Annotated in this window: 17 protein-coding genes and 1 pseudogene; 5 read left to right on the forward strand and 13 right to left on the reverse strand. The window is 74.2% G+C overall.

The window, feature by feature from the left end; genetic code table 11:
• Position 1: 1 nt before the first annotated feature.
• Complete coding sequence (gene lepA, locus G9H72_RS07290; RefSeq protein ID WP_166169387.1) at positions 2–1,867, reverse strand: translation elongation factor 4; 1,866 nt, start codon at positions 1,865–1,867, stop codon at positions 2–4.
• 346 nt (positions 1,868–2,213) lie between these two features.
• On the opposite strand from lepA, the gene rpsT reads away from it, so the two are divergent.
• Together rpsT and G9H72_RS07300 are read left to right on the forward strand one after the other, a co-directional pair.
• On the forward strand, positions 2,214–2,480 hold the full coding sequence (rpsT, locus tag G9H72_RS07295; protein WP_166169389.1) for a 30S ribosomal protein S20: 267 nt from the start codon (positions 2,214–2,216) through the stop codon (positions 2,478–2,480).
• Between the two features lie 119 nt (positions 2,481–2,599).
• Complete coding sequence (locus G9H72_RS07300; RefSeq protein WP_166169391.1) at positions 2,600–3,055, forward strand: RrF2 family transcriptional regulator; 456 nt, start codon at positions 2,600–2,602, stop codon at positions 3,053–3,055.
• A gap of 46 nt (positions 3,056–3,101) precedes the next feature.
• Here G9H72_RS07300 and G9H72_RS07305 read toward each other — a convergent pair whose 3' ends face one another.
• The 10 genes and pseudogenes from G9H72_RS07305 to G9H72_RS07350 form a co-directional block, all read right to left on the reverse strand.
• On the reverse strand, positions 3,102–3,254 hold the full coding sequence (locus G9H72_RS07305) for a hypothetical protein (protein WP_166169393.1): 153 nt from the start codon (positions 3,252–3,254) through the stop codon (positions 3,102–3,104).
• 68 nt (positions 3,255–3,322) lie between these two features.
• Positions 3,323–3,514 (reverse strand): annotated as a pseudogene (locus G9H72_RS23370) (NAD(P)H-dependent oxidoreductase); the annotation flags it as partial.
• 187 nt (positions 3,515–3,701) lie between these two features.
• Entirely contained in the window at positions 3,702–5,186 is a 1,485-nt protein-coding gene (locus G9H72_RS07315) for an FAD/NAD(P)-binding protein (RefSeq protein ID WP_231126582.1), read from the reverse strand.
• Positions 5,187–5,388: 202 nt separating this feature from the next.
• The gene (holA, locus tag G9H72_RS07320; protein WP_166169397.1) at positions 5,389–6,348 is read right to left on the reverse strand and encodes a DNA polymerase III subunit delta; all 960 of its coding nucleotides are present in this window, start codon (positions 6,346–6,348) and stop codon (positions 5,389–5,391) included.
• Positions 6,349–6,512: 164 nt separating this feature from the next.
• On the reverse strand, positions 6,513–6,971 hold the full coding sequence (locus G9H72_RS07325) for a DUF6941 family protein (protein ID WP_166169399.1): 459 nt from the start codon (positions 6,969–6,971) through the stop codon (positions 6,513–6,515).
• Between the two features lie 54 nt (positions 6,972–7,025).
• On the reverse strand, positions 7,026–9,401 hold the full coding sequence (locus G9H72_RS07330; protein ID WP_166169400.1) for a ComEC/Rec2 family competence protein: 2,376 nt from the start codon (positions 9,399–9,401) through the stop codon (positions 7,026–7,028).
• Positions 9,398–10,294, reverse strand: a complete 897-nt coding sequence (locus G9H72_RS07335) for an SLBB domain-containing protein (protein ID WP_231126583.1) — start codon at positions 10,292–10,294, stop codon at positions 9,398–9,400. The genes G9H72_RS07330 and G9H72_RS07335 overlap by 4 nt, the downstream gene beginning before the upstream one ends.
• A 324-nt stretch (positions 10,295–10,618) precedes the next feature.
• Entirely contained in the window at positions 10,619–11,440 is an 822-nt protein-coding gene (locus tag G9H72_RS07340; RefSeq protein WP_331272075.1) for a DegV family protein, read from the reverse strand.
• A 52-nt stretch (positions 11,441–11,492) separates the two neighbouring features.
• Positions 11,493–14,351 (reverse strand): leucine--tRNA ligase, encoded by a 2,859-nt coding sequence (gene leuS / locus G9H72_RS07345; protein ID WP_166169402.1) that lies wholly within the window; start codon positions 14,349–14,351, stop codon positions 11,493–11,495.
• Between the two features lie 239 nt (positions 14,352–14,590).
• Positions 14,591–15,655, reverse strand: a complete 1,065-nt coding sequence (locus G9H72_RS07350; RefSeq protein WP_231126636.1) for a GGDEF domain-containing protein — start codon at positions 15,653–15,655, stop codon at positions 14,591–14,593.
• 148 nt (positions 15,656–15,803) lie between these two features.
• Between G9H72_RS07350 and G9H72_RS07355 the strand changes: the two genes are divergently transcribed.
• Complete coding sequence (locus tag G9H72_RS07355; RefSeq protein ID WP_331272076.1) at positions 15,804–17,444, forward strand: RecQ family ATP-dependent DNA helicase; 1,641 nt, start codon at positions 15,804–15,806, stop codon at positions 17,442–17,444.
• Positions 17,445–17,708: 264 nt separating this feature from the next.
• Positions 17,709–20,684 carry a M36 family metallopeptidase gene (locus tag G9H72_RS07360; protein ID WP_166169406.1) on the forward strand — a complete coding sequence of 992 codons (2,976 nt, stop codon included), beginning with the start codon at positions 17,709–17,711 and terminating at the stop codon, positions 20,682–20,684.
• Between the two features lie 90 nt (positions 20,685–20,774).
• Here the strand turns inward: G9H72_RS07360 and G9H72_RS07365 are convergent, their stop codons facing one another.
• The gene (locus G9H72_RS07365; protein WP_166169408.1) at positions 20,775–22,571 is read right to left on the reverse strand and encodes an amidase family protein; all 1,797 of its coding nucleotides are present in this window, start codon (positions 22,569–22,571) and stop codon (positions 20,775–20,777) included.
• A 177-nt stretch (positions 22,572–22,748) separates the two neighbouring features.
• On the opposite strand from G9H72_RS07365, the gene G9H72_RS07370 reads away from it, so the two are divergent.
• Complete coding sequence (locus G9H72_RS07370) at positions 22,749–24,176, forward strand: M1 family metallopeptidase (protein ID WP_166169410.1); 1,428 nt, start codon at positions 22,749–22,751, stop codon at positions 24,174–24,176.
• Positions 24,177–24,242: 66 nt separating this feature from the next.
• Here G9H72_RS07370 and G9H72_RS07375 read toward each other — a convergent pair whose 3' ends face one another.
• Complete coding sequence (locus G9H72_RS07375; protein WP_331272077.1) at positions 24,243–25,994, reverse strand: ABC transporter ATP-binding protein; 1,752 nt, start codon at positions 25,992–25,994, stop codon at positions 24,243–24,245.
• Positions 25,995–26,001: the final 7 nt, after the last annotated feature.

Below are 26,001 nucleotides of genomic sequence, written 5' to 3' on the forward strand. Positions count from 1 at the left end.
TTTACTTCTTGCCGGTGCCGGCCCCCGCGTCGTTCGTGGAGAGCGCGGCGATGAAGGCCTCCTGGGGGACCTCGACGCGTCCCACCATCTTCATCCGCTTCTTGCCCTCCTTCTGCTTCTCCAGCAGCTTGCGCTTGCGGGTGATGTCACCGCCGTAGCACTTGGCGAGGACGTCCTTGCGGATGGCGCGGATGTTCTCGCGGGCGATGATCCGCGCCCCCACGGCGGCCTGGATCGGCACCTCGAACTGCTGGCGCGGGATCAGCTCGCGCAGCTTCTTCGTCATGTCGACGCCGTAGGCGTACGCCTTGTCCTTGTGCACGATCGCGCTGAACGCGTCGACGGTCTCGCCCTGCAGCAGGATGTCGACCTTCACCAGGTCCGAGACCTGCTCACCCGTGGGCTCGTAGTCCAGGGAGGCGTACCCGCGGGTGCGCGACTTCAGCTGGTCGAAGAAGTCGAAGACGATCTCGGCCAGCGGGAGCGTGTAGCGCAGCTCGACGCGGTCCTCGGACAGGTAGTCCATCCCGAGCAGGGTCCCGCGCCGGTTCTGGCAGAGCTCCATGATCGTGCCGACGTACTCGGTCGGGGCGAGCACCGTGGCGCGCACGACCGGCTCGTAGATCTCGGCGATCTTGCCGCCGGGGAACTCGCTGGGGTTGGTGACGACGTGCTCGGTGCCGTCCTCCATGATCACCCGGTTGACGACGTTCGGCGCCGTCGAGATGAGGTCGAGGCCGAACTCGCGCTCGAGGCGCTCGCGCACGATCTCCAGGTGGAGCAGGCCGAGGAAGCCGCAGCGGAACCCGAAGCCGAGGGCGGCCGAGGTCTCCGGCTCCCACACGACCGCGGCGTCGTTGAGCTGGAGCTTCTCCAGGGCGTCGCGCAGCGTCGGGTAGTCCTCGCCCGCGATCGGATAGAGCCCGGAGAACACCATCGGGCGCGGGTCCTTGTAGCCGCCCAGCATCTCGGTGGCGGGCGTCGACACCGACGTCACCGTGTCGCCGACCTTGGACTGGCGGACGTCCTTCACGCCGGTGATGAGGTAGCCCACCTCGCCCACCCCGAGCCCGTCGGACGGGATCGGCTCGGGCGAGATGACCCCGACCTCGAGCATCTCGTGGGTGGCCCGGGTCGAGAGCATGAGGATGCGCTCACGCCTGTTCAGCGAGCCGTCGACGACGCGGACGTAGGTCACGACGCCGCGGTAGGCGTCGTAGACCGAGTCGAAGATCAGCGCCCGCGCCGGCCCCTCGGGGTTACCCACCGGGTGCGGCACGCGGTCCACCGCGGCCTGCAGCAGCTCGCGCACGCCCTCGCCGGTCTTCGCGCTGACCTTGAGCACGTCGTCGACGTCGCATCCGATGATCTTGGCGAGCTCGGCGGCGTACTTCTCCGGCTGGGCGGCCGGTAGGTCGATCTTGTTGAGGACCGGGATGATGGTCAGGTCGTTCTCGAGCGCCAGGTAGAGGTTGGCCAGTGTCTGCGCCTCGATGCCCTGCGCGGCGTCGACCAGCAGGATGCAGCCCTCGCACGCGGCCAGCGAGCGCGAGACCTCGTAGGTGAAGTCGACGTGCCCGGGGGTGTCGATGAGGTTGAGGACGTACGTGGTCCCGTCCTCGCTCGCGAAGGGCAGCCGCACCGCCTGGCTCTTGATCGTGATACCGCGCTCGCGCTCGATGTCCATCCGGTCGAGGTACTGCGCCCGCATCGAGCGGTCGTCGACCACGCCCGTCATCTGCAGCATCCGGTCGGCCAGCGTCGACTTGCCGTGGTCGATGTGGGCGATGATGCAGAAGTTGCGGATCAGCGCCGGGTCGGTGCGGCTCGGCTCGGGGCCGGTACGCGCGGCGGAGGGCGGTGCCACGGGCGGTGGGTGCCTTTCGGGACGGAGTTGCCGACTACGGGGCGTCGCGAGGACGACGAGTCGTGGAGTACAGGGGGGCGCAGCGGGTCGTGCGCCGAGGGTACGCACCACCGCGCCTCATCGTCCCACGCCGAGCGGCCTGGCGGTCGGCATCGCCGGCCGGGCCGGGCCGGGCCCCGCGGTCGGCACGGGCCCGTGATCGCGGTTTGGCGCAGTTCGCTCGCACTGCTAACCTGATTCGTCGCCTCAGGTGCTTCAGCCTGCGCTCCCTGCGCCGAGCCGAAGGTCCACACCGGAGACGAACCCAAAGACGACGACCGCTCTGACAACGGCGAGGCCTGTTTCCGTGGCGAACATCAAGTCCCAGATCAAGCGCAACCGGCAGAACGAGGCGGCGCGCCTTCGCAACAAGGCTGTCAAGTCTTCGCTGAAGACTGCGATCCGCAAGTTCCGCGAGGCCGCTGACGCGGGCAACAGCGCCGAGGCGATCACGCTCGCCCAGGTGGCGACGCGCCAGCTGGACAAGGCAGCCAGCAAGGGCGTCATCCACAAGAACCAGGCGGCCAACCGCAAGTCGGCGATCGCGTCGCGCGCCGCGACGCTCAGCAGCTGACCCACCGCTGACGTTCCGCCCCAGGGGCCGTCCCGCACTGCGGGTCGGCCCCTGGGGCATCTTCCGGACCACGACGAGATCCGGCTCTTCGCGCCGGACCGACCGAAGGAGCGCGCCCGGTGGACATCTCGGCCAAGGCCGACTACGCCGTCCGGGCCCTGCTCGCGCTCGCCGATTCCGGCGAGGACCCGGTGCCCGTGGAGGCGCTGGCCCGCAACCAGAGCCTGCCGCGCAAGTTCCTCGAGGCGATCCTGCGCGACCTGCGCCGGGCCGGCATCGTGCGCAGCCACCGCGGCTCCGAGGGCGGCTACGTCCTGTCGCGCCCGGCCGAGGAGATCATGCTCGGCGCCGTGCTGCGCGCGGTCGACGGCCCGCTGGCCGAGGTCCGTGGGCTGCGGCCGGACCAGACCGAGTACGAGGGCGTCGCCACCCACCTGCCCGAGGTGTGGGTCGCCGTGCGCGCGAGCCTGCGCCACGTGCTCGACGAGACCTCGCTGCGCCACGTGCTCACCGGAGACCTGCCGGGCCACGTGCGCGAGCTGGTGGACGAGCCGGGGGCCTGGGCTCCGCGCTGAGCCCCGGCCACCCGCCCCGTCAGCGTCCGCGGCGTCAGCGCCCGCGTCAGGCCTCCATCGGCTCGGCCCTCGCCCTGAGGCCGACCCCGCCCAGCTCGTTCCGCACGTACGCGGCGACGGCCGCCTCCGCGCCGCCCGGCTCGCGCAGGACCGTGTCGAGCAGCACGAGTGAGGTCGGCACGACGGACCCGCCGACCATTCCGAGCAGCGTGCGCAGGGCCCTCTCGGCCGACGCGGCGTCGGCCGGGCTCGCCGCACCACCACCGGGACCGCTGTCACCCCCGCGAGGCCGTCGGGCGGCAGCCGGTCCAGGAAGGCCTCGAGCAGCCCGGTGTAGGAGGCCTTGTACGCCGGGGTGGCCACGACGAGGACCGCGGCTGCGCGCACCCGGGCCAGGGCCTCGTCGGCGTCCGCCGAGCCCGGGTCGAGCACCGCGGGGCCGAGGGCCGACAGGTCCACGGCCTCGGGCGGGTGGCCCCGCCGGCACGGCCGCTCAGCGCGGCCGCCACCGCCGCCGCCAGCACGGCCGTCCTCGACCCCGGCCGGGGGTTGCCCACGAGGGCCACCGTGCCGCGCCGCGCGCCACTGCCTGGGCTGTCGCCCCTGCCGGCCTCGTCCGCGCTCTCGGCCACGCTGCTGCTCCCGCTCACGCTGTCGCTCCCATCGCCGCCATCGCCCCCTGCTGCCGTCCGAGCACGGGGCCCAGACATCGGGCCGCCGCGACCGCCTGCGCCCGGATCTCCGGGACGGCCGTGCTCTCCCACTCGGCCCCCTGCCGGGCCGCGCCGATCACGAGGACGCGGGGGTCGGGGCGGCCGTTCCACGCCCGAAGCCGCCCGTCGGCGTCGACGTCGAGCCCGATGCCCACCGGCCCCGGCCGGGCCCGCCCGTGGACGAGCAGATCGCTCAGCAGCCCCTCCTCGCCGAGCGGGACGGCCGTGCCCCGGCCGGTGCAGTCGACGACCGCGTCCACCGCGAGGCGCTGCCCGTCCGCCAGGTCGACGGCCAGCCGTCCCTCGACGTGGCGGGCGTCCACGACGCAGCCCGCGCCCACGGTCACCTCGCCCGCTGCGAGCGCCCTTCGGAGCAGCGTTGCGCTGGCTGGTGACATGCGATGACGGTGCGTCTCCCACCAACGGCGGTCACTCCGCAGCAGGAACTCGGTGCGGTCCCGTTCCGGCAGCCGCTGCCAGAGCTCCCGCGTCACCGGGCGCAGCGAGTCGAGCCCCGGCCGCCAGTCGCCGGTCGCGTCCAGCCCCGCCCGCAGCTGGCGCAGGACGAGGCGGCGCACGTCGTGCAGGCGCAGCTGAGCCGACGGGAGCTCCGGCGCGGGAAGCGCGGGCACCGGACGCTCGGAGTGCGCCTCGGGCAGGCGCCCCGAGCGGGACACGGCGTGGACCGTGCGGCCCGGTCCGGCCAGTGTGAGGGCGACGTCCACCATGGTCAGGCCGGTCCCCACGAGCAGCACGTCCCGCGCGCACCGCACCCGGTCCAGCGCGCCCGGCATCCAGGGGTCGGCCACGAGCCGGTCCGAGCCCCGCAGCGACGGGGGCACCCAGGCGGCGGGGTTGCGCGGGCTGCCGAGCGCGAGGACGACGGCGTCGACGCGTTCGTCGACGGGCCCCGCTCCGGCCGGCCCACGCCCGCTCGCTACGCGGTCGTCCTGGCCGTCCTCGCCGGCTCCGGTGCCGGCGAGCCGGAGCCGCAGTCCGCCCAGCGGGTCGTCCCGCAGGGCCACGGCACGCCGGTGCACCCGCCGCAGCCGTACGCCGGTTCGGCCGCGCAGCTCGAGGGCGAGCATGGCCTCGAGGTACTCGCCGTACCAGCCTCGGCGTGCGAAGGTGCCGGGGCCGGCGGTGGGGTCACGCTCCGCCCGCAACCAGCGCAGGAAGTGCTCGGGGTCGTCCGGCAGCGCGCTCATGCGGCCGGCCGGCACGTTGAGCAGGTGCGTGGGGTCATCGGTGGAGTACGCCACCCCTCGCCCGGTCCTCGGCCCCGGGTCGACGAGCAGGATCTCCAGCTCGGGCGCCGAGCCGTCGCGGCTGCGGGCCAGGTGCAGCGCGCCCAGCGTGCCGGCGGCCCCCGCCCCCACGACGGCCACGGCGACAGGCTCGGCCGTCACGACCGACATCGGCAATACCAGATCGGACTGGTGGGAGATATAGGCATGCGCCTACCGTAAGGCCTCGCCCAGGCATGGCCACAGCAGGACGCGCGGGAGCGGGGAGCCTGGTGCCGCCACGTCCCGACGCGGCGTCGGCCCAGGCGGCACGGCCCAGGCGGCACGGCCCAGGCGGCATCGACCCAGGCCGCGTCGACCCAGGCCGCGTAGGTCAGGCCGCGGCGCGTGCGGCCGCGATCTCCACGACGGCCCGCTCGAGCGCGTACGCGGGGTCGGCCCCGCCGCCCTTCACCATCTCGTCGGTCCTGGCGGCCACCCGGATCGCCGCAGCGAGCGCGTCGGCGGACCAGCCACGGGCCTGGCGGCGTGCGACGTCGAGCTTCCACGGCGGCAGCCCGAGGTCGCCCGCGCGGGCGTTGCGCCCGGCGGCCGCGACCTTGCCGATCGTGCGCAGCGCCCCGGCCAGGGCACTCGTCACCAGCACCGGGTCGGTCCCGGTCTGCAGGGCCCAGCGCAGGGCCACGAGGGCATCGGCGGACCGCCCCTCCACGGCCGCGTCGGCCACGGCGAAGCCGGTCACCTCCGCCCGTCCCGCGTGGTAGCGGCGTACCGCGTCCGCGTCGATCTCGCCCTCGATGTCGGAGGCGAGCTGGGCGGCGGCCGCGGCCAGGGACCGGAGGTCTCCCCCCACGGCCTCCAGCAGCGTCTCGACGGCCTCCTCGCCGACCCGCTTGCGGTGGCTGCGGAACTCCTTGCGCAGGAAGGCGATCTTGTCCCCGCGCCGCTTGACCTCCGCACACTCGACGACCTGTGCCCCGGCCTTCTTGGCGGCGTCGACGACCTTCTTGCCGCGGACGCCGCCCTTGTGCACGAGGACCAGGGCCACGTCCTCGGACGGCGCGGCCAGGTAGGCCAGCAGCTCCTTGGCCGCCGCCTCCCCGGCGTCCGCGACGTCCCGCACGATCACGACGAGGCGGTCGGCGAACAGCGACGGGCTCGCTGCCTCGGCCAGCTCCCCCGGGCCGAGGCCGACCGCCGAGACCTCCACGACGTCGGGAGCGGCTCCGGACTCGCGGGCGCGCTTGACGGCGTCCGCCACCGCCCGCTCAGCCAGGAGCTCCTCCGGGCCCTGCACGAGCGTGATGGAGGAGCCGGTCGGCTGGCGTGCCACTGTTGTCCTCCCTCACCCACCGTTCCGCCGGCGGGTTCCCGCACGACGCTACCGGCCACGGCCGACGGAGCCGCCCGCCGGCGCTCGGCCGACGGAGCCGCATGGGAGCCCCACGGGAGCGGTCCCCGGACGGAGCCGCTGGGGAGTGAACCGCCGACGGGCGCTCAGCCGACCAGGCCCTCGGGCAGCCCCGCGGACAGCGGCCGGACCAGGAACCCGCGCGACCAGTGCTCCTTGGACTCGCCGTCGATCTCGAGCTGCCAGGTGTAGCGCTCTCCCGGGGCCAGCGGGAGCCCGGGGCCGTAGTTGACGACGAAGCTGGCATCGATGGGCGTGCCCGCCGGTGTCGCCGGGGGACGGCCCACCTGCACCGTGTTGGGGATGCGCAGCGGGACCGGCCCGTCCGGCGACGGCACCTCGACGACGTGCCCGTCCGCGTCCTGCAGCGAGAGCACCACCTCGTGTGAGCCGTCGGTCTGGTCCCAGGGGATCCAGAGGAAGACGACGACAGCTCCGGCGGCCACCGCCGGCCCGGTGACCGACCACCCGGCCCCCAGGATGTGCACCTTGCCGCCGGGCTCGGACTGCTGGGCCGCGTCGGCCAGGATGAGGACTGCGTCCATGTGGCCGAACGCTAGTGCAACGTGCGCCGCCGGGCGTGGCGTCGGCGGTGCCGCTCACCGTTCCCCCGGCCCGCGGCCCCGGCGCACGAGGCCGAGCCCGCCCTCGGCGCCGGGCACGACGGCCACGTCCCCATCGGTGTCCGTCCGCCCGATGTGGGCACCGCTCCCGGCCAGCGCGGCCAGCGTGGCCATCGCCGGGTGGCCGTAGTCGTTGTCCGCCCCGGCCGACACGAGGGCCGCGCGCGGGTGCAGCCGCGCGAGGAACGCGAAGTCCTGGTGCGCGGACCCGTGGTGGGGCACCTTGAGCACGTCCACCGGAGCCGGCACCGTGTCGCGCAGTGCCCGTTGGCCCGCGGGCTCGACGTCCCCGGTCAACAGCAGGCGCAGGCCGCGCGCCTCGAAGAGCAGCACCACGCTCGCGTCGTTGACGTTCTCCCCCGGGTACGTGGAGGACGGCCCCAGGACCCGCCATCGCAACTGACCGGCGGCCCGACCCTCTCCGGCGGCGACCGGCTGCGGCGCCAGGCCGGCCGCGGCCGCCCAGGCCGCGACGCGGGCCGCCTGGGCGCGCGGCTCGGCCAGCGGGCTTACCTCCAGGGCGGCCACCGACCGGCCGCGCAGCACGCCCGGGAGGCCGTCGACATGGTCGGCGTGGAAGTGGGTCAGCACGACGAGCGCGACGCGGTCGACGCCCAGATCGGACAGGCAACGGTCGACGGCGTCGGGGTCCGGCCCCGCATCGACGAGGACGGCACCGCCCGGGCCGCCGTCGAGCACGACCGCGTCGCCCTGCCCGACGTCGCAGGCGACCATCAGCCATCCCGGTGGCGGCCAGCGCGGGTTGACCGCCGGTTGCAGGAGCAGCGTCATCAGGCCGGCCAACGCGGCCACGCGGGCGGGACGGACGCGCCACACGACCGGGCCGAGCAGGGCCCCCGCCCCGAGCGCCGCGGCCAGCAGGGCCGCACCGCCCCACCCCGCCGGCCAGGGCACCGTCGCGGCGGGTAGCCCGGCGCACACCGCGGCCACCCGGACGATCCACCACAACGGCACCGCGGCGAGGTGCGCGCACCCCGCGGCTGCTGCGTCGGACAGCGGCGCGAGCACGGCGGCGAGCACGCCGAGAACGGTCGCGGGGGCCACGGCGGGGGCCACGAGCAGGTTGGCCAGCACCGAGACCAGGCTGACCGAGCTGGACAGCAGGACGACGACCGGCGCGGTGAGCGCGGAGGCCGCGACCGGCACAGCCAGTGCCTGGGCGAGGACCAGCGGCATCCAGCGGTGCAGAGCCTGCACCAGCGGTGGGGCGAGGACGAGCAGGGCGCCGGTGGCGAGGACCGACAGCGCGAAGCCGTACGACCTGGCCTGCCACGGGTCGAGCAGCAGGAGGGCGACCACCGCCGCGGCGAGGGCGGGCATCCCGCGCCGCCGCCGTCCGGTCGCGAGCGCGGCGAGGGTGACCAGGCCCATCGCGGCCGCTCGCAGGACGCTCGGCTGCGGTCGGGCCAGGACCACGAAGCCGAGCAGGGCCAGCGTCCCGACAGCGGGTAGCCCGCGGCCGCGCACGCCGAGATGGACGCCGACGAACAGCACCGCGCCGACGACGATGGCGACGTTGGCCCCGCTGACCGCCGTCAAATGGGTGAGCCCCGCTTGTGCGAAGTCGTCTTCGGTCTCCTGGGGGAGCCGCGACGTGTCGCCGACGACGAGCCCCGGCAGGAGCCCGCGCTCCGCGGGCGGCAGCCCGGCCGCGGCCTCCCGCAGCCCTGTCCGCAGTGCGCCTGCGCCGCGCTGCACCGGCCCCGGGCGGCCCGTCAGCACCGGCTCGTCCCGGACGGACACCGTCGCCGCGACCGGGTCGCCCGCGCGCGGGGCCGCCAGCCGGCCGGACACCCGCGCCCGCTGCCCGGGCAGCACCTCCAGCCACGCCTCCTGCGAGGTGAGCACGGTGACCGGCACCCGCGTCCGTACCTCCTCGCCCCGGGCGGTCACCCGCTCGGCCCGCGCGGGGACCACGACGAGCGGGTCCGCGCGGTGGCCCTTCGGCTCGTGCCGCACCGGGTCCGCCGTGACGACGAGCTCGAGCTGCGCCGTCGCCCCCCGGGCCGCCAGCTCCGGCAGCGGGCCGGACCGCAGCGGAGCCGCACGCAGGGCAGCGACCGTGGTCGCGGCGGACGAGACCAGCAGGGCGGCCGCGACCACGCCGGGCCACACCCGCCCGTCCCGCCCGCGCAGGGCCAGCGCCGCGCAGCCCGCGCCGGCGGCCAGGGCCCCGGCAGCGACCAGGGCCGCCGCACCGGCAGGCAGCGCGAGCCCCAGCGCGGCGCAGGCCCAGGCCGACGCCGCGGCGGGGACGAGCCGCAGGTCCGGCCGTTGCGCGCCGTCCTCCCCCTGCGGGACGTCCGCCGTCGTCGTGCTTCGGGCGGTCATCCGACCCGGACCAGGTCCCGCAGCTCGGCGAAGCGGGACTCCCCGATGCCGTCGACCTCGCGCAGCTCCTCCACCGCGGAGAAGCGGCCGTTCGCGGTGCGCCAGTCGATCAGCCGCTGGGCCAGCACCGGGCCGACCCCGGGCAGGGTGTCGAACTGCTCGACGGTCGCGGCGTTGAGGTCGAGCTGCCCGCCTCCGGCCGCCACTCCTGCTCCCGCCCGCCCCGGCACCGGGGCGCCACCCACCGGCGGCAGCGCCGCAGCGGGCGGGGCCTCCCCCTTCCCGAGGACCAGCACCTGCTCGCCGTCGACGAGCCGCCGGGCCAGGTTGAGCGACCGCAGGTCCGCGCCGGGCGTCGTCCCGCCGGCGACCTCGATAGCGTCGGCGACGCGGGCACCCCCGGGCAGCTCGACGAGGCCCGGGCGGCGTACCCGGCCCGCCACGTCCACCACGACCACGGCGGCTGCCGACCCCCCGGTGCCCGCAGCCGGGCCAGGAGCGCTCAAGGGCGCAGCGGACTGCTCGACCCGCGGCGGCACGGCCACCGGCCGGGGGCGGGACACGCCCCAGAGCAGGGCAACGACGACGACCGCGGCCGCCGCGACGCCCGCGAGCGCCAGCACGGCGGCCGGGCTCAACGCGAGGGCTCCCGCCCGCACGGTCGCGGGCAGCCGGTCGGCCAGGGCCGCCCGCCAGTCGCCGGGGCCGTCCCGCCGCGCCCGGCGCCGCCCGTCCCGGGAAGCCCGCTCGTCCCGGGCGTCCCGCACCGGCTCCTCCCGCAGGCCGAGCCTGCCGCCCCCCGAGGCCTCCCCCAGGTCGTCGGCCCACCCGAGCCCGTCGAGGCCGTCGTCGGCCTCCTCGTCCTCGCGCCTGCGCGCGCCGGCCGGCAGCATGCCCGGGAGCCACCCACCCTCCACCGCCGCGGCCGGAGTCGACGTGGCGGCCGGACGGCCGTGCCGGGGCAGCCGGCCCGCAGGGCCGGCATCGGCGACGTCGTGCTCGGGAACAGGGCCGGGCGGCCGACCGCTCGCGCCCGGCGGAAGCGGTGGCACCACGGCACGCAGCCGCCTGGCTGCCGGCGGCTCGTCTTGGCGGGCACGGGGCATGCGACGACGCTAGGGACGGCGGAAGGCGCGCAGGGCCGGGCGAGCCCGAGCTGTGGACGGCCGAGCAGAGCCTGCTCCCCTGTGGACGAGCGGCCCCCGCGCGGCCGGCTGTCAGGCCGGCGCGACGACGATCCCCAGCACGCCGGGCCCGACGTGCGCCCCGATGACGGCGCCGACCTCCGCGACCACCAGCCGACGCAGCCCCGGCAGCAGGCCCGGGAGGCGATCGGCGAGCTCCTGCGCGCCCTCCCGGTCCCCCAGATGGTGGACGGCGACGTCGACCTGGTCGCGGCCGGCGTGCCCCGCCGCCGCGGCGACCATGCGCTCGATCGCGCGCGGCCGCGTGCGCACCTTCTCCAGCGGCTCGACCTGGCCGTCGGCGACCCGGAGCAGCGGCTTGATCGACAGCGCGGAGCCGAGCAGGGCCTGGGCGGCGCCGATCCGGCCACCGCGGCGCAGGTGCTCCAGCGTGGGGACCATGAACCAGAGGCCGGCCCGTTCCACGCGCTTGCGGGCGGCGGTCTCGACCACGTCGAGCCCGGCGCCGCCGGCGGCCGCCTCTGCCGCGGACAGCACGGCGTACCCCATGGCCATGCCGAGGGTCCGCGCGTCGAGGACCCGGACGTCGAGCGAGGCTTCGCGAGCGGCGATGCGCGCCGCCTCGTACGTCCCCGACCAGGACGAGGACAGGTGGACCGACAGCACGGCACTCGCCCCCGCCCGCTCGGCCGCGGCGTACGCGGCCCGGAACGCGCGCGGGGAGGGGCTCGACGTGGTGACCGGCGCGCGGCGGCGCAGGGCGTCGGCGACCTCGCCGGGTGCGACCTCCGGCTCGAGCGCCTCCCGCCCGTCGACGACGACGTGCAGCGGGACGACGACGACGCCGGCGTCCGAGACGAGGTCGCCGGGCAGGCAGGCGGTCGAGTCGGTCACGAGCGCGACCGACCCACCGCCCGCCGGGCCCACGCCGGAGGCCACGGGAGGCTCAGGCCGGGACGACGTTGACCAGCTTGGGCGCGCGGACGATCACGGTACGCACGCCGCGGTCGCCCAGTGTGCGGCGCACCCCCTCGGTCGCCAGCGCGAGCTCGCGCAGCTCGTCCTCCCCGATCGACGGCGGGACCTCGAGCCGGTCGCGGACCTTGCCGGCCACCTGCACCACGCAGGTCACGGTCTCCTCGACGAGCAGCGCCGGGTCGGCGACCGGGAAGGGCTCGTACGCCAGCGTTCCCTCGTGCCCGAGCCGGGCCCACAGCTCCTCCGCGACGTGCGGGGCGAGCGGCGCGAGCATCAGCACCAGGGGCTCCACCACTTCGCGCGGCGCGGGGCCGCCCCGCTTGGTGAGGGCGTTGTTGAGCTCGATGAGCTTGGCCCCGGCGGTGTTGAACCGCAGCGCCGCGTAGTCGCCACGGACCCCGTCGACGACCCGGTGCAGCAGCCGGCGCAGCTCCTCGTCGGCCGGCTCGTCGGCCACGACGGTCTCGCCGGAGGACTCGTCCACGACGTTGCGCCACAGCCGCTGCAGGAAGCGGAACGAGCCGACGACCGCGCGCGTCTCCCAGGGCCGGGAGACCTCCAGCGGGCCCATCGACATCTCGTAGAGCCGCAGGGTGTCCGCACCGTACGTCTCGGCCATCTCGTCGGGCGTGACGCTGTTCTTGAGCGACTTGCCCATCTTCCCGTACTCACGGTTGACGACCGAACCGTGATACAGGAACCTGCCTTCCTGCTCCTCGACCTCGGCCGCCGGCACGTAGACGCCGCGCTCGTCCGTGTAGGCGTACGCCTGGATGTAGCCCTGGTTGAAGAGCTTGTGGTACGGCTCGGAGCTCGAGACGTAGCCCAGGTCGTGCAGCACCTTGTGCCAGAAGCGGGAGTAGAGCAGGTGCAGCACGGCGTGCTCGACCCCGCCGACGTAGAGGTCCACACCGCCGACGGAGTCGTCGCCGCCGCGCGGCCCCATCCAGTAGCGCTCGTTCTCCGGGTCGACGACCCGCTCGGTGTTCACCGGGTCGACGTAGCGCAGGTGGTACCAGCAGGAGCCGGCCCAGTTCGGCATCGTGTTGGTGTCGCGGCGGTACTTCCTCGGGCCGTCGCCGAGGTCGAGCTCGACCTCGAGCCACTCGGCCGCCCGCGACAGCGGCGCCTCCGGCATCGAGTCGGCGTCGTCCGGGTCGTAGGTCCGTGGCGAGTAGTCCGACACCTCGGGCAGCGTCACCGGCAGCATCGAGTCGGGCAGCGGCACGACGTGGCCGTCCTCGTCGTAGACGACGGGGAACGGCTCCCCCCAGTAGCGCTGCCGGCTGAAGAGCCAGTCGCGCAGCTTGTACGTCGTGGTGCCGGTGCCCGCGCCCAGCTCCTCCAGGCGCGCGATCGCCCGCTCCTTGGCCTCCGCGCGCGGGAGCCCGTCCAGGAAGCCGGAGTTGATCGTGGGTCCGTCGCCGGTGTAGGCGCCGCCCACGAAGCCCTCGGGCGGCTGCACGGTCCGGACGACCGGCAGGCCGAACTTCTCGGCGAAGTCGTAGTCCCGGGTGTCCTCGGCCGGCACGGCCATGATCGCGCCGGTGCCGTAGCCCATGAGCACGTAGTCGGCCACGAACACCGGAACGGAGCTTCCGGTGAGCGGGTTGACCGCGTACGCCCCGGTGAAGACGCCGGTCTTCTCCCGCGTGTCGGAGGTGCGCTCCTCGTCGGTCTCCCGCGCCGCCCGCGACCGGTACGCCTCCACGGCCTCGCGCGGGGACGCGGCGCCGCCGGTCCACCGCTCGTCCACGCCTGCAGGCCACGAGCCCGCGACGATCTGCTCGACCAGCGGGTGCTCCGGGGCCAGCACCACGTAGGTCGCGCCGAACAGCGTGTCCGGGCGGGTGGTGAAGACGCGCACCGAGGCGCCCTCGACCCCGGAGACCGCGAAGTCGACGTGGGCACCGTGGGAGCGGCCGATCCAGTTGCGCTGCATCAGCTTGACCGGCTCGGGCCAGTCCAGCAGCTCCAGGTCGTCGAGCAGCCGGTCGGCGTACGCGGTGATCCGCATCATCCACTGGCGCAGGTTGCGCTTGAAGACGGGGAAGTTGCCGCGCTCGCTGCGCCCGTCGGCGGTGACCTCCTCGTTGGCCAGCACGGTGCCCAGCCCCGGGCACCAGTTGACCGGGGCCTCCGCGACGTACGCGAGGCGCCTGGCGTCGAGCGCGGCAGCCCGCTCGGACGCGGACAGCAGGGACCATGCACGGCCGTCGGGGGTGGCGACCTCACCTGTCGCGTACGCCGCCTCGAGCTCCGGGATCGGGCGCGCCTTGCCCTGCTCCTCGTCGTACCAGGCGTTGTGGATCTGCAGGAAGATCCACTGCGTCCAGCGGTAGTAGTCCGGGTCGATGGTGGAGATCGAGCGGCGCGGGTCGTGGGCGAGGCCCAGCGTGCGCAGCTGCCGGCGCATGGTCGCGATGTTGGACTCGGTCGTGACGCGCGGGTGCTGGCCGGTCTGGACGGCGTACTGCTCGGCGGGCAGGCCGAAGGCGTCGTAGCCGAGGGTGTGCAGGACGTTGGCGCCGGTCATGCGCGAGTAGCGTCCGAAGACGTCCGTGGCGATGTAGCCGAGCGGGTGGCCGACGTGCAGGCCGGACCCCGAGGGGTACGGGAACATGTCCATGACGAAGACCCGCGGGCGGTCGTCGACGTCGCCCGCCAGCGGGCCGGTCGGGTTGGGCGCGTGGAACGTGCCCTCGCTGTCCCACCGGTCCTGCCAGCGCCGCTCGATGTCGGCGGCGAGCGCAGCGGTGTAGCGGAAGCGCGGCAGCGCCTCCTCGGGCTCGCCCGTCGTGCCCGGCTGGGTGATGCTGTCCGTCATTCGTCCCGCTCCGTCGCTCGCGTCATCCGCACACCGGCGCGCCGCTTGCCCTGCTCCCCACCGCGCCCGCCTGCGGCGGGACCGGCCCTCTACAACGCGAGAGCCCCCCGGGACACCGAGGGGCTCGCCGCGCCGGCCGGGCTCTCCCGGCTAGCGCGGCTGGACGAGGAGGAGCAACTGCGCTCGCATGGCCTCAACGGTAGCGCAGGGCACGCCGGCACCGTCCCTGACGTGACAGCTCAGCGGGCGGGGTCGCGTCGCGGCAGCGGGCCCGGCGTCTCCGCCAGCAGCGTGCAGCGCGCGAGAAGCTCCTGCCGGCCGCGCGCCAGCAGGGTGTCGAGCGTGCCCGAGTCCCACGGGGCGAGCATGGCGCCGCCCGCCACGATCGAAGCGGCCACGCGGTCGGCGTCGAGCGCGATGGCGTCGGAGCTGACGGCGGGGTCGGAGGCGAGCCGGCGGCTGACCCGGCGCTCCAGCTCGGCGGGGGGCATGCCGGGGCCGGGGCCGAGCACCCAGAACTCGGCCTTCTCCCAGTGGGCGACCACGTCGGTGGTGCGGGTGGCGCCGCGCAGCGCCTCGGCGACGGCGACGAGGAAGTCGTCACGGGCCTCGCGGGAAAGGCCCGCGACGAGCCCCGCCCCGTCGGCCTCGACGATCACGCAGTGCACCGCGTCGCCCTGTCGCCGCGCGGTCTCGACGATCTGCGTGCCGAGCAGCTCGACCCCCTGGCGGTTGGCGAGGCCGGTCAGCGGGTCGCGCACCAGGCTCGCCTCGGCCGCCTCGAGGGCGACCTGCAGCGCCTCGGCGTCCGACCGGCGCTGCACGCCGATCGCGAGGGCCAGCAGGGTGGCCGGCAGCAGCCCGAGGACGAGCGCGCACAGGTGGCCGACGGGAGCGGGAGCGGCCGCCGCGGTCACCAGGCCGACGGCCCAGGCGGCGCCGAGCATCCCGGCGAGGACGCGCCCGGGCCGCAGGACGAGGCCGAGGGCGGCGACGGGGACCGCGCCGGCGGCTGCCGCGGCGGCGGTACCGGTCAGCGCGGAGGCCGCCCCGGCGTACGCCGAGAGGAGGAGCAGCGCGCAGGCCGCGAGCACGTCGGCCTGCGCCGGCCGCTGCCGTCCGAGCACGCCGAGCACCCCGACCCCGACGGCGGCCGCGCCCGCCGCGGCGAGGGCCCCGAGGCCGTGGCGCACGCCGGCCAGGGCCGCGGCACCGCTCGCGAGCAGCAGGAGGGCGGCCACCGCCGACGCCGCCAGCGGCAGCGTGCGGACGAGGGCAGCGGAGGGCCCGGACGCCGGCGACATCGTCACGACCGCCCATCGGCAGGAGCTGGCATGGGCTTGAGGTTTCCACACCAACTGTCTGCGGGGCAGCTGTATCGGCCTCGATTCCACACTGCTGGAGCATCCGCCGCGGGTTGATCTCGGTCGCACCCGGGCAGGACGGCTCCCCGTGGAGCAGAACGCCGATGGCACGCCCCTTCCCGCCGTCCAGGACGAGCACGCCGAGCTCGACCGGGTCCGGGAGACCGCCCGTGACGTGTTCGGGTGGGAGGAGCTGCGGCCCGGCCAGGCCGAGGCGATCAGCGCCGTGATGAACGGGCGGGACGCGCTCGTCGTGATGCCCACGGGCGCGGGCAAGTCCGCGACCTACCAGCTGCCGGCCCTGCACCTCGACGGCCCGACCCTCGTCGTCTCTCCGCTGCTCGCGCTGCAGCGGGACCAGGTCGAGGCGCTGGACCGGCGCGGGGAGGGCGCCGAGGCGGTCCGGGTCAGCTCCGACGTGGGGGCCCGCGAGCGCCGCGAGGCGTTCGAGGCAGTCCGCGAGGGCGACGCCGAGTTCCTCTTCATGTCACCCGAGCAGCTGGCCAACCCGGACGTGGTCGAGCAGGTGCGCGCGGCGGCGCCGTCGCTCATCGCCGTGGACGAGGCGCACGTGGTGTCCGCGTGGGGCCACGACTTCCGGCCGGACTACCTCGGCCTCGGGGACGTGATCGACGCGCTCGGCCATCCGCCGGTGATCGCGCTCACCGCGACCGCGGCGCCCCCGGTGCGGGACGACATCGTCGAGCGGCTGCACCTGCGCGACCCGTTCGTCCTCGTGACCGGCTTCGAGCGGCCGAACATCGGGCTCGAGGTCGTCCGCGTCCGCACGGCCGAGGAGAAGCGCGACCAGGTCGTGCTGCGCGCCGCATCGGAGCAGAAGCCGGCGATCGTGTACGTCGCGACCCGGCGCAGCGCCGAGGAGATCGGCTCCGCCCTGGCCGAGCTCGGCATGTCCGCCGCCGCGTACCACGCCGGAATGCGCAAGGCCGAGCGCGAGCGCGTCCAGACCGAGTTCATGGACGGCGGGCTCGACGTGATCGTCGCGACGAGCGCGTTCGGGATGGGCATCGACAAGCCGGACGTCCGCACGGTGATCCACGAGGCCGTCCCGGACTCGCTCGACAGCTATTACCAGGAGATCGGGCGGGCCGGCCGGGACGGCGAGCCCTCGATCGCGGTGCTCTACTACCGGCCTGAGGACCTCGGGCTGCGCCGCTTCTTCGTCTCCGGCGCCCTCAAGCAGGAGGACCTCGTCGCGGTCGCCCGGCTGCAGGCCGAGGGGCTGGACCGGGAGGCGATCGCGGAGCGCACCGGACTGGGGCCGCGCAAGCTCGTGCGGCTGCTCAACGCGCTGGAGGAGGCGGGCGGCGACGACCCCCGGGAGCAGGCCGAGCAGGCCGTGGAGGCGGAAGAGGCGCGCCGGCGCATGGACCGCTCGCGCATCGAGATGTTGCGCGGCTACGCGGAGACCGACGGCTGCCGCCGGCAGTTCGTCCTCGGGTACTTCGGCGAGGACCTGCCTGAGCCGTGCGGCAACTGCGACACCTGCCGAGCCGGCACCGCGCAGGAGGCGGCCGACGAGGTCCCGGAGGACGCGCCGTTCGCGCTCCAGTCGGCCGTGGTGCACGACACGTTCGGCGAGGGCATCGTGATGCGCTACGAGGAGGACCGCGTCGTGGTCCTCTTCGAGCAGGAGGGCTACAAGGTCCTCGCGCTGGACGCGGTCACCTCCAACGGCCTGCTAGAGGCCGTCACCGGCGAGGGCTGACCCGCGGCCCGCTGACGCCGCGCCGGAGGTGTCGCGCCGTTCCCGCCGCTCATCAAGATCGCTCGATCAACGCGGACGAAATGTGCCAGCCATCCCTCTGCCACAAATGTCGGGACTTGAAGGAAGATTTCCGCTAAGTCGTTGCAAAGCGACAGTATCGGTGGTTGCCTACGGCGCGCGCCCGGACCGTGGCGCAGAGGAACCGCGAGGCCGCCGAGCGCCTCGCTCACTCCGGAGGCATGTGTGCCGACAACGAGAAGCACGATGGCTTCTGCCGGGGGTGTCGGCGTCACCGCGCTGCTCGCCCTCGCACTGATGACCCCGCCGGGCACCGCCGTAGCGGCAGGCGGCGGCACGGGCACGGTTCCCGTGCCGGTCGGTGTGCAGGGCGAAGAGCTGGCCGACAAGTCGATCGACGTCCGCGCGGGCACGCTGGCCCCGACCGCCGCCCAGCGCGCCGCGGTCGACGGCCGGGCGGTCAGGTGGAACACCTTCGGCACTCCCGCGTCCATCGTCGAAGCCGGCGACGGCGCGCAGGTGACGGTGGCGCGGGCGAGCGGGCCGGCGGTGAAGCGCAGCGCCGTCGCCCCTGCCGACCCCGTGGCCGTCGCCCGCCAGTACCTCGTCGACAACGTCGCGCTCTACGGCCTGAGCGCGGCCGCGGTCGAGCGGCTGACGCTGGTCACCACGACGCCGATCGGCAAGGGCACGGTCGTCGTCCTCCGCCAGACCCTGGGCAGCCTGCCGGTCACGACCGACGGCATCGCGAGCATCGGCGTGCTCGACGACGCGGTGCTCTGGGTCTCCTCCAACCTCACCCGTGACGTCACGCCGCCCGCCCCGCCCACGATCACCGGCGACGAGGCGAAGGCGATCGCGCTGCGCGAGTCCGGCCTCGTCGAGGGCGACCTGACCCAGGAGCGCCTCCTGCTCACGGCCGTGCCCACCGCGCACGGGAACCGCGCGGCGTACGAGATCACGCTGTTCGGCCCGACCGACGTGGCGGCCCCGGTCGGGACGCAGAGCTGGGTGGACGCGCGCACCGGCGAGATCCTGGTCCGCGACGACCTGTTCGACTACGCGAGCGACAAGAACAACACCAACCCGGACTGGCTCGTCTTCCCCGCCAACCCGCCGGCCGACTACTCCAGCAACGACACCCGCATGCGCGTCTGCTGGGACAAGGAGACGGGCTGCGAGCTCAACGTGAACTGGGGGGTGTCCCCGCTCGCCTGGGACGTCGACCCCGCCACCGGCCTCTCCACGTTCACCACGGCGGGCAACAACGCCCTCGACGTGGAGAAGTGGAACACCACGAACGGCAACGCGTTCGGCACGAACTACGCCACGCCCAGCCCGACCCGGCAGTACTTCTACCCCTGGACCAACCAGTGGCAGGAGTCGAAGTGCTCGCCGGACGTCTTCACCTCGCCGCAGCGCAACGACATCGACGCCGCCGTCACGAACCTCTTCGTGCAGCACAACCGCATGCACGACTTCGCCTACAACCTCGGCTTCACCGAGGCGACGTGGAACATGCAGCGCGACAACCTCGGCAAGGGGCAGCTCGGCAACGACCCCGAGCGCGGCAACGCGCAGGCGGGCGGCGTCGTCGGCGGGCCGCCGAGCTTCGGCGCGCGCAACAACGCCAACCAGGGCACCGGCCCCGACGGCATGAACAACATCACCAACATGTACCTCTGGCAGCCGAACGCCGCGAGCTTCTACGCCCCCTGCGTGGACGGCGACTACGACATGAGCATCATCGGCCACGAGTACACCCATGCGATCAGCAACCGCATGGTGGCGGGCCCGAGCCGCGGGCTGGGCGGAGCCGCGGGCGGTGCGATGGGCGAGTCGTGGTCCGACCTGGTCGCCGGCGAGTACCTCTACGAGATGGGCTACACCCCGGCCGGCAACACCCCGTGGGTCACGGGCGCGTACGCCACCGGCGACCCGGTGACGGGCATCCGCAACTACGACCTGAGCAACAACCCGCTCAACTACAGCGACGTGGCGTACGACGTGCCCGGCGCAGAGGTCCACTCCGACGGCGAGATCTGGAACGCGATCCAGTTCTCGGTCCGCTCGGCCCTCGTCGACGAGCACGGCGACGGCACCCCGTCCAAGAACGAGAAGTGCGCGAACGGCCGGTTCTCGTACGACAACTGCCCGGGCAACCGGATGTGGGTCCAGCTGATGTTCGACTCGATGGTGATGACGGCGCTGCCGCAGCCGACCTTCATCGACCTGCGCAACGCGATGCTGGCCGCCGACCGGCTCCGCTTCGGCGGCGCGAACCAGGCGATCCTGTGGGAGGGCTTCGCCCGCGCCGGCCTCGGGCAGGGCGCGTCGACCACCGGGCCGGCGGACCCGGACCCCGTGGCGTCGTTCTCCGCCCCGGGGGCGCAGAACAGCGTCGTCACCTTCGCGCCCGCCGGAGACGCCGCCGGCAAGGCCGTGAAGCTGTTCATCGGCGACTACGAGGGGCGCGTGACTCCCATCGCCGACACCGACCCTGCCACCCCGCGCGGCAACACCTTCTCCCTGGTGCCGGGGACGTACCGGGCCGTCGCCCAGGGGGCCGGGCTCGGAATGCAGCGGCTGACGATCACGGTGGCCAAGGGCCGGCCGGTCACGGTCGCGCCGGACCTGGCGCTCAACGTCGCCTCCTCGGCCAACGGCGCCACCGCCTCCGGTGACGGCGTCTACACCGGCCTGCTGATCGACGACACCGAAGCCACGAACTGGGCTTCGCTGAACTCTCCCGTCGCCGGCAAGCAGGTGACCGTGAAGCTCTCGGGCGCCGGCGCGCAGACGGTCGAGAAGGTCAACGTCAGCGCCCACCTGCACGGCGCGACGCCGGCGAACACGCTCGACCCGCAGACGCAGAACCGGTACACCGCCCTGCGCCAGTTCGCGGTCTACGCCTGCAACGCCGAGGCCGGCTCGGACTGCTCGGACAGCGCGGACTTCACCCTGGCGTACACCAGCCCGGCCGACGCGTTCCCCGGGCGTACGCCGCGGCCTCGCGCCCCGGAGCTGATCTTCCGGTCGTTCGACATCCCGACCACGACGGCGACGCACCTGCAGCTGCGCGTCGTGCACACCCAGTGCACGGGCGGCCCGGACTTCAACGGGCAGCAGGACAACGACCCGCGCGCCAACGAGGAGTGCTCGACGGGCAGCCCGCAGGCGCTGAACGTCCGCGCGGCCGAGTTCCAGGCGTTCACGCGCTGACGCTGTTCGGCTGAGGCCGGACCGCACACCAGAAAGCGGCGTCCGGTGTCGACATTCGGCACCGGACGCCGCTGGTCCTTCCTGGCACGCCTACTGCAGGGCGGCGGCCGCCTGCAGCTGACCGATGAGCGTGCGGGCGTCCGCGACGAGGCCCGCACGCAGCGAGCCGGCGTCGACACGGCGCTCCGCGTGCTCGACGAACTGGCTGAGCGCGCGCACCGCCTGAGCCGCGTCGCCGTCGGCCATCGCGTCCTGCGCGAGGTCGAGCTTGTTCCGCAGGTTCGTCGCGACCCCGCTGCCCAGCGCCGTCCGGAGCTCGGTGACGGCCGCGTCCAGGTCGCTGACCGCCGGCAGCTGCGGCGTCAGGATCGTGTCCGTGGCCCGGGCGTGCGTGGCCTGCTCGTACGCATAGGCGAAGCCGAGCATCTGCGGCTCGGTGAACGCCTTGCCCAGGAAGGACAGCCCCACGGAGATGCCCGAGGCGTTCTTCCCGGCGGGCACCATGACCTCCGGGTAGCCCGAGAGGCTGGCGAGCGCGCTGCCGCTGCCCGTGGCGAAGACGAGGGCGTCGACCCCGTTCGCGTCGAGCAGCGCGTCGATGCCGGCCCGCATGGCGGCAGGGCCCTCGGCCACGGCCTTGAGGTAGTCGGCGTCCTGCAGGGTGCCCCGCGTCGCCTCGCTGCGCAGCCGGTTGAGCACCGACGGCGCCATCCCGAAGCCGGGCTGCTCGCTGGCCGCGAGCACGTCGGCGTGCGACTGCACCGCGGCGTTCGGCCGGCGGCTGCGCAGGTAGTCCCCGAGCTGGGTCTTGAACTCGGTCTCGGAGATGAAGGTGTAGTACTGCCCCTGCAGGGACGTCACGGACGACGGAACGGTGATTCCGTCGACGATCGTGGCGCCGAGGCCCTTCATCGTCTCGAGCGCGGCGTTGATGGGAGCGGTGCTCGCGCCCGTGACGTACGTGCGCACCACGCCGATCCGCTTGCCGTGCAGCGCGTCGGCCCGGAGGTAGGACGTGTAGTCGGCCGGGACCTTGCCTGCGGCCGCGGCGGTACGCGGGTCCTCGGGGTCGACGCCGGCGATCGCGTTGAGCGTGAGGGCGCTGTCGGTGACGGCCCGGGTCATCGGGCCCGCGACGTCGAAGGTGAGCGAGAAGGGCACTACGCCGGCGCCGCTGACGAGGCCCATCGTGGGCTTGACCCCGGCGAGGGACTCCGCGCTCACCGGCCCGCGGATCGAGCCGAGCGTGTCGCTGCCGACGCTGAGCACCGCGAAGTTGGCGGCGACCGCGGCGGCGGGGCCACCGCTCGAGCCGGCCGGGGAGAGGCCGCGGCCGTAGGGGTTGCGGGTCTGGCCGTTGGCCGAGCTGTAGCCGGCCATGCCGCCGTGCGCCCACTCGTCGAGGTTGCCCTTGCCCAGGACGAGCGCGCCGTCGGCCTTGAGGCCGGCCGTGATCGCGGCGTCCCGCTCGGGCACGGACCCGAGCAGGGCCTTCGAGCCGGCGGTCGTCTGGATGCCGGCGGTGTCGATGTTGTCCTTGAGCACGACGGGGATGCAGTGCAGCGGCCCGACCTCGCCCTTGGCCTTCCGGTACTGCTTGTCCAGCGCCTTGGCCTGCTTCATCAGGTCGGGAGCGAGCGTGACCAGGGAGTTGATCCCCGGGCCGGCGTGCTCGTACGCGGCGATGCGCTGCTGGTACGCGAGCACGAGGCCCTGGCAGGTCAAGGACCCGTCGGCGAAGGCGGCGTGGATGTCGGCGACCGTCGTCTCCTCGACGACGAAGGGGGCGGGCGCCGCCTGCGCCGTGCCCGGCACGGCGGCGACGAGGAGGAGCGGGCTGGCGACGGCGGCCAGGACCGCGTGCGAAGTTCGGCGGGACGGTCTCACGGAAGCTCCCGGGAGGTGCTCTGCGGGCAGGTCCCGGCGGACGGTAGGAAGCGGCGGTGTCGCGGTTGTTACGCCGCTGTCACGGTTTCGCGAAAGCGGGGCCGAACCGGGCATCCGGGAGGCGCCTGACCCGGCAAGAGTGGCGACGTCGCGCCGATCCCGGCTTAGGGTCTCGGCATGAAGCGACGCTACTACTCCACACTCGCTGTGGCCGGTGCCGCGGTGATGTTCGGCACCACCCCGGCCCTCACCTCCGAGTACAGCCCGGGCTCGACCACCGGCCCCGACGCCTACTTCGAGCAGGCGGGCAACGGCGGCTACGACGCCCAGCACTACGACCTCAAGCTGAAGTACGACACCGCCACCAAGCTGCTGACCGCGACGGCGGACATCACCGTCAAGACGACGCAGGCGCTGGAGTCGCTCAGCCTCGACCTGCGCGACCTCTCGGTCTCGGCGGTACGGGTCAACGGGGTGCCCGCGACGTTCGTCAAGACGCCGCCGATCACGACCCACGGCTACCGGGAAGGTGGCGAGCTGATCGTCACGCTGCCCTCGCCCGTGCGCCGCCACAAGACGATCGAGCTGAGCATCGACTACGGCGGCACGATGGGCCAGCCGCGGGACAACACCAACACGCGCTACGGGTTCGTCGCCTTCGCCGACGGCGCTTTCGTGGCGAACGAGGCCGAGGGCGCCGCGACCTGGTACCCGGTGAACGACGTCATCGCCGACAAGGCGACGTACGACTTCGAGATCACGGTGCCCGAGGGCAAGACCGCCGTGGCGAACGGCCTGCTCGAGTCGCAGACCACCGCGAACGGCTGGACCACGTTCCGGTGGGTGGCGAAGGACCCGATGACGGCGTACCTCACGACCGCGTCGATCGGCGACTACGACCTCACCACGCAGACCGGCCCGAACGGCCTGCCGATCATCAACGCGGTGGACCGCAAGCTCACCGCGGCCGCGCGCAACACGACGAACGCGAGCCTCGCCCGACAGCCGGAGATCATCGCGTTCCTGAGCTCGAAGTTCGGGCCCTACCCGCTCGAGGCGGCCGGCGCGATCGTCGACAACGACTCGGTCGGCTACGCGCTGGAGACCCAGACCCGCCCGATCTACTCGGGCTCCGCGGGGCTCGGCACCGTCGTCCACGAGCTCGCGCACCAGTGGTACGGCAACAGCGTCTCCCCGACCAACTGGTCCGACATCTGGCTGAACGAGGGCTTCGCCGTCTACGCGACCTGGATGTGGACCGAGCACACCGGCGGCCGCACCACCCAGGCCTCGTTCGACGCGGCCTACGCTGCCGGGCCGACCAGCGCCCGCTGGGCCGTCCCGGTGGCGGCGCCCGGCGCGACCGAGATCTTCGGAGACGCGGTCTACCAGAAGGGGGCGATGACCCTGCAGGCCCTCCGGGTCAAGATCGGCGAGAAGGACTTCTGGCAGCTCATGCGCCGCTGGCACCAGCAGAACCGCTACGAGGACGCCACCACGGCGAGCTTCATCGCGATGGCCGAGAAGCTGTCCAAGCAGGACCTGACCAACTTCTTCGACGTGTGGCTCTACACCGCCGGCAAGCCCGCCGCCGGCTCCTGGTAGTCACCGAACCGCACATCCTGCGACGCCCGGCCGGGAGCTTCCCGGCCGGGCGTCGCCGTCCCCGGGTCAGGCCACCACGGGCGCCATCTTGAGCGCCTCCACGAAGCCGCGGTAGAGCTCGTCCTCGTCCAGCAGCCGGGCGTGGGTGCCGCGCGCCCGGACGCGGCCGGAGTCGAGCACCACGATCTCGTCCGCGTCGACCACCGTCGACAGCCGGTGGGCGATCGTCACCACCGCACCGCGCTCCGCGGCGTACCGGATGCCCCTGGCGATCGCGGCCTCCGTGAGCGGGTCGACCTGCGCGGTCGCCTCGTCCAGCAGCAGCACGTCGGGCAGGCGCAGCAGGGCACGGGCCACGGCGACCCGCTGTCGCTGCCCGCCCGACAGCGACGTCGGGCTCACGAGGGTGTCCAGCCCGTGCTCGAGAGCCGCGACCGTCTCGTCCAGCTGCACCGCGCGAAGAGCCGCCGCGATCTCCTCCTCCGACGCGTCCGGCACCGACAGCAGCAGGTTGTCGCGCACCGTCCCCGGCACGAGCGGGGCGTCCTGCTCCACGTACGCGAGCCGCGACCGCACCTCCCCCACGCCGAGCTCGGGGTAGGGCCGGCCGTCGAGCAGCACCAGGCCGGCTGAGGGCTCGAGGAACCGCAGCAGCACGGAGAAGAGCGTGGTCTTCCCCGCTCCGGACGGGCCCACCACCGCCAGGTGCCCGTGGCGCGGCACCTGGAGGTCGATGCCGGAGAGCACCTCGCCGCCGCCCTCGTAGCGGGCGCGCAGGCCGCGCACCTCCAGCACCGGGGCCTCGCGCGGCCCCACGCCGGACACCGGAACCACAAACCCCGCTTCTGCCGTCTGCTCCAGCTCCATCGCATCGGCCTCGCGGATCCGCTCGGCCGCGGCGAGCCCGGACTGCAACGACGTCACGTGCTGCGAGAGCTCGGTGATCGGGCCCATGAGCTGGAACGCGTAGAGCAGGAACGCGATCAGGCTGGAGACCTCGAGCGCCCCGTCCGACACCCGCGCGGCACCGACCGCGAGGATGACGATGACGGCCAGCTGCACCCCGGACCAGCTGATCGACCAGGCCACGGCCGAGGCCCGCACAGAGCGCAGGCTGTGGCGGGCCGACTCCTCGGCCAGCGCGACGACGCGGTCGGCCTGCCGGCCCTCCGCCCGGCTCGCCTTCACCGTCCGCAGCGCGCGGACCGCACCCTCGAGCTCTGCGCCCAGCCGGCCCACCGCGTCCTGCGACGCCTGCTCGGCCCGCGCGATGGTGGGCATGAGCAGCAGGAAGAGCACCACGACCACGAGCACTGTCGCGAGCGTGACCCCCAGCAGGACCAGGTCGAGCAGCGCCATGAGCACGAACGTGCCGACGAGCCCCACGACGGCGTTGATCAGCCCGACCACCGCCGACGAGGCCGCCTCCCGCAGCAGCACCGTGTCGGAGGTGACGCGGGTGACGAGCTCACCCGGCGAGTGCCGCGTGACGTCGCGGACGGTCGCGCCGAGGAAGCGGCGGACGAGCGACGTGCGCGCCGCCAGGACGACGCGCTCGGCCACGGTCCCCAGCAGGACCCACTGAGCGAGGCCGATGGCCGTGCCCGCGACCAGCAGGGCGAGCAGCCCGAGCACCGGCCCGGTCAGCCCGGCACGGGAGTCGATGGAGTCGAGCACCCACTTGGTCACCATCGGGGTGGCCAGCCCGGCGGACGTGGCCAGCAGCCCGAGCCCGAGGCCGGCCGCGAGCGCGCGGCGGTGCGGGCGTACGACGTCGCGGAGCACGGCGAGACGGGGAAAGCGCGAGGAGAGAGCCACACAGCCC

Source organism: Motilibacter aurantiacus (genome assembly GCF_011250645.1).
GTDB classification, from domain to species: Bacteria; Actinomycetota; Actinomycetes; order Motilibacterales; family Motilibacteraceae; genus Motilibacter_A; species Motilibacter_A aurantiacus.

What these genes read in the sequence shown, in the direction of transcription:
- G9H72_RS07305 (WP_166169393.1), bottom strand. Translation starts at nt 3,254, where the DNA reads ATGGTCGGCGGGTCCGTCGTGCCGACCTCACTCGTGCTGCTCGACACG.
- G9H72_RS07315 (WP_231126582.1), bottom strand. Translation starts at nt 5,186, where the DNA reads ATGTCGGTCGTGACGGCCGAGCCTGTCGCCGTGGCCGTCGTGGGGGCG.
- G9H72_RS07325 (WP_166169399.1), bottom strand. Translation starts at nt 6,971, where the DNA reads ATGGACGCAGTCCTCATCCTGGCCGACGCGGCCCAGCAGTCCGAGCCC.
- G9H72_RS07330 (WP_166169400.1), bottom strand. Translation starts at nt 9,401, where the DNA reads ATGACCGCCCGAAGCACGACGACGGCGGACGTCCCGCAGGGGGAGGAC.
- G9H72_RS07335 (WP_231126583.1), bottom strand. Translation starts at nt 10,294, where the DNA reads ATGCTGCCGGCCGGCGCGCGCAGGCGCGAGGACGAGGAGGCCGACGAC.
- leuS (WP_166169402.1), bottom strand. Translation starts at nt 14,351, where the DNA reads ATGACGGACAGCATCACCCAGCCGGGCACGACGGGCGAGCCCGAGGAG.
- G9H72_RS07350 (WP_231126636.1), bottom strand. Translation starts at nt 15,655, where the DNA reads ATGTCGCCGGCGTCCGGGCCCTCCGCTGCCCTCGTCCGCACGCTGCCG.
- G9H72_RS07360 (WP_166169406.1), top strand. Translation starts at nt 17,709, where the DNA reads ATGGCTTCTGCCGGGGGTGTCGGCGTCACCGCGCTGCTCGCCCTCGCA.
- G9H72_RS07370 (WP_166169410.1), top strand. Translation starts at nt 22,749, where the DNA reads ATGAAGCGACGCTACTACTCCACACTCGCTGTGGCCGGTGCCGCGGTG.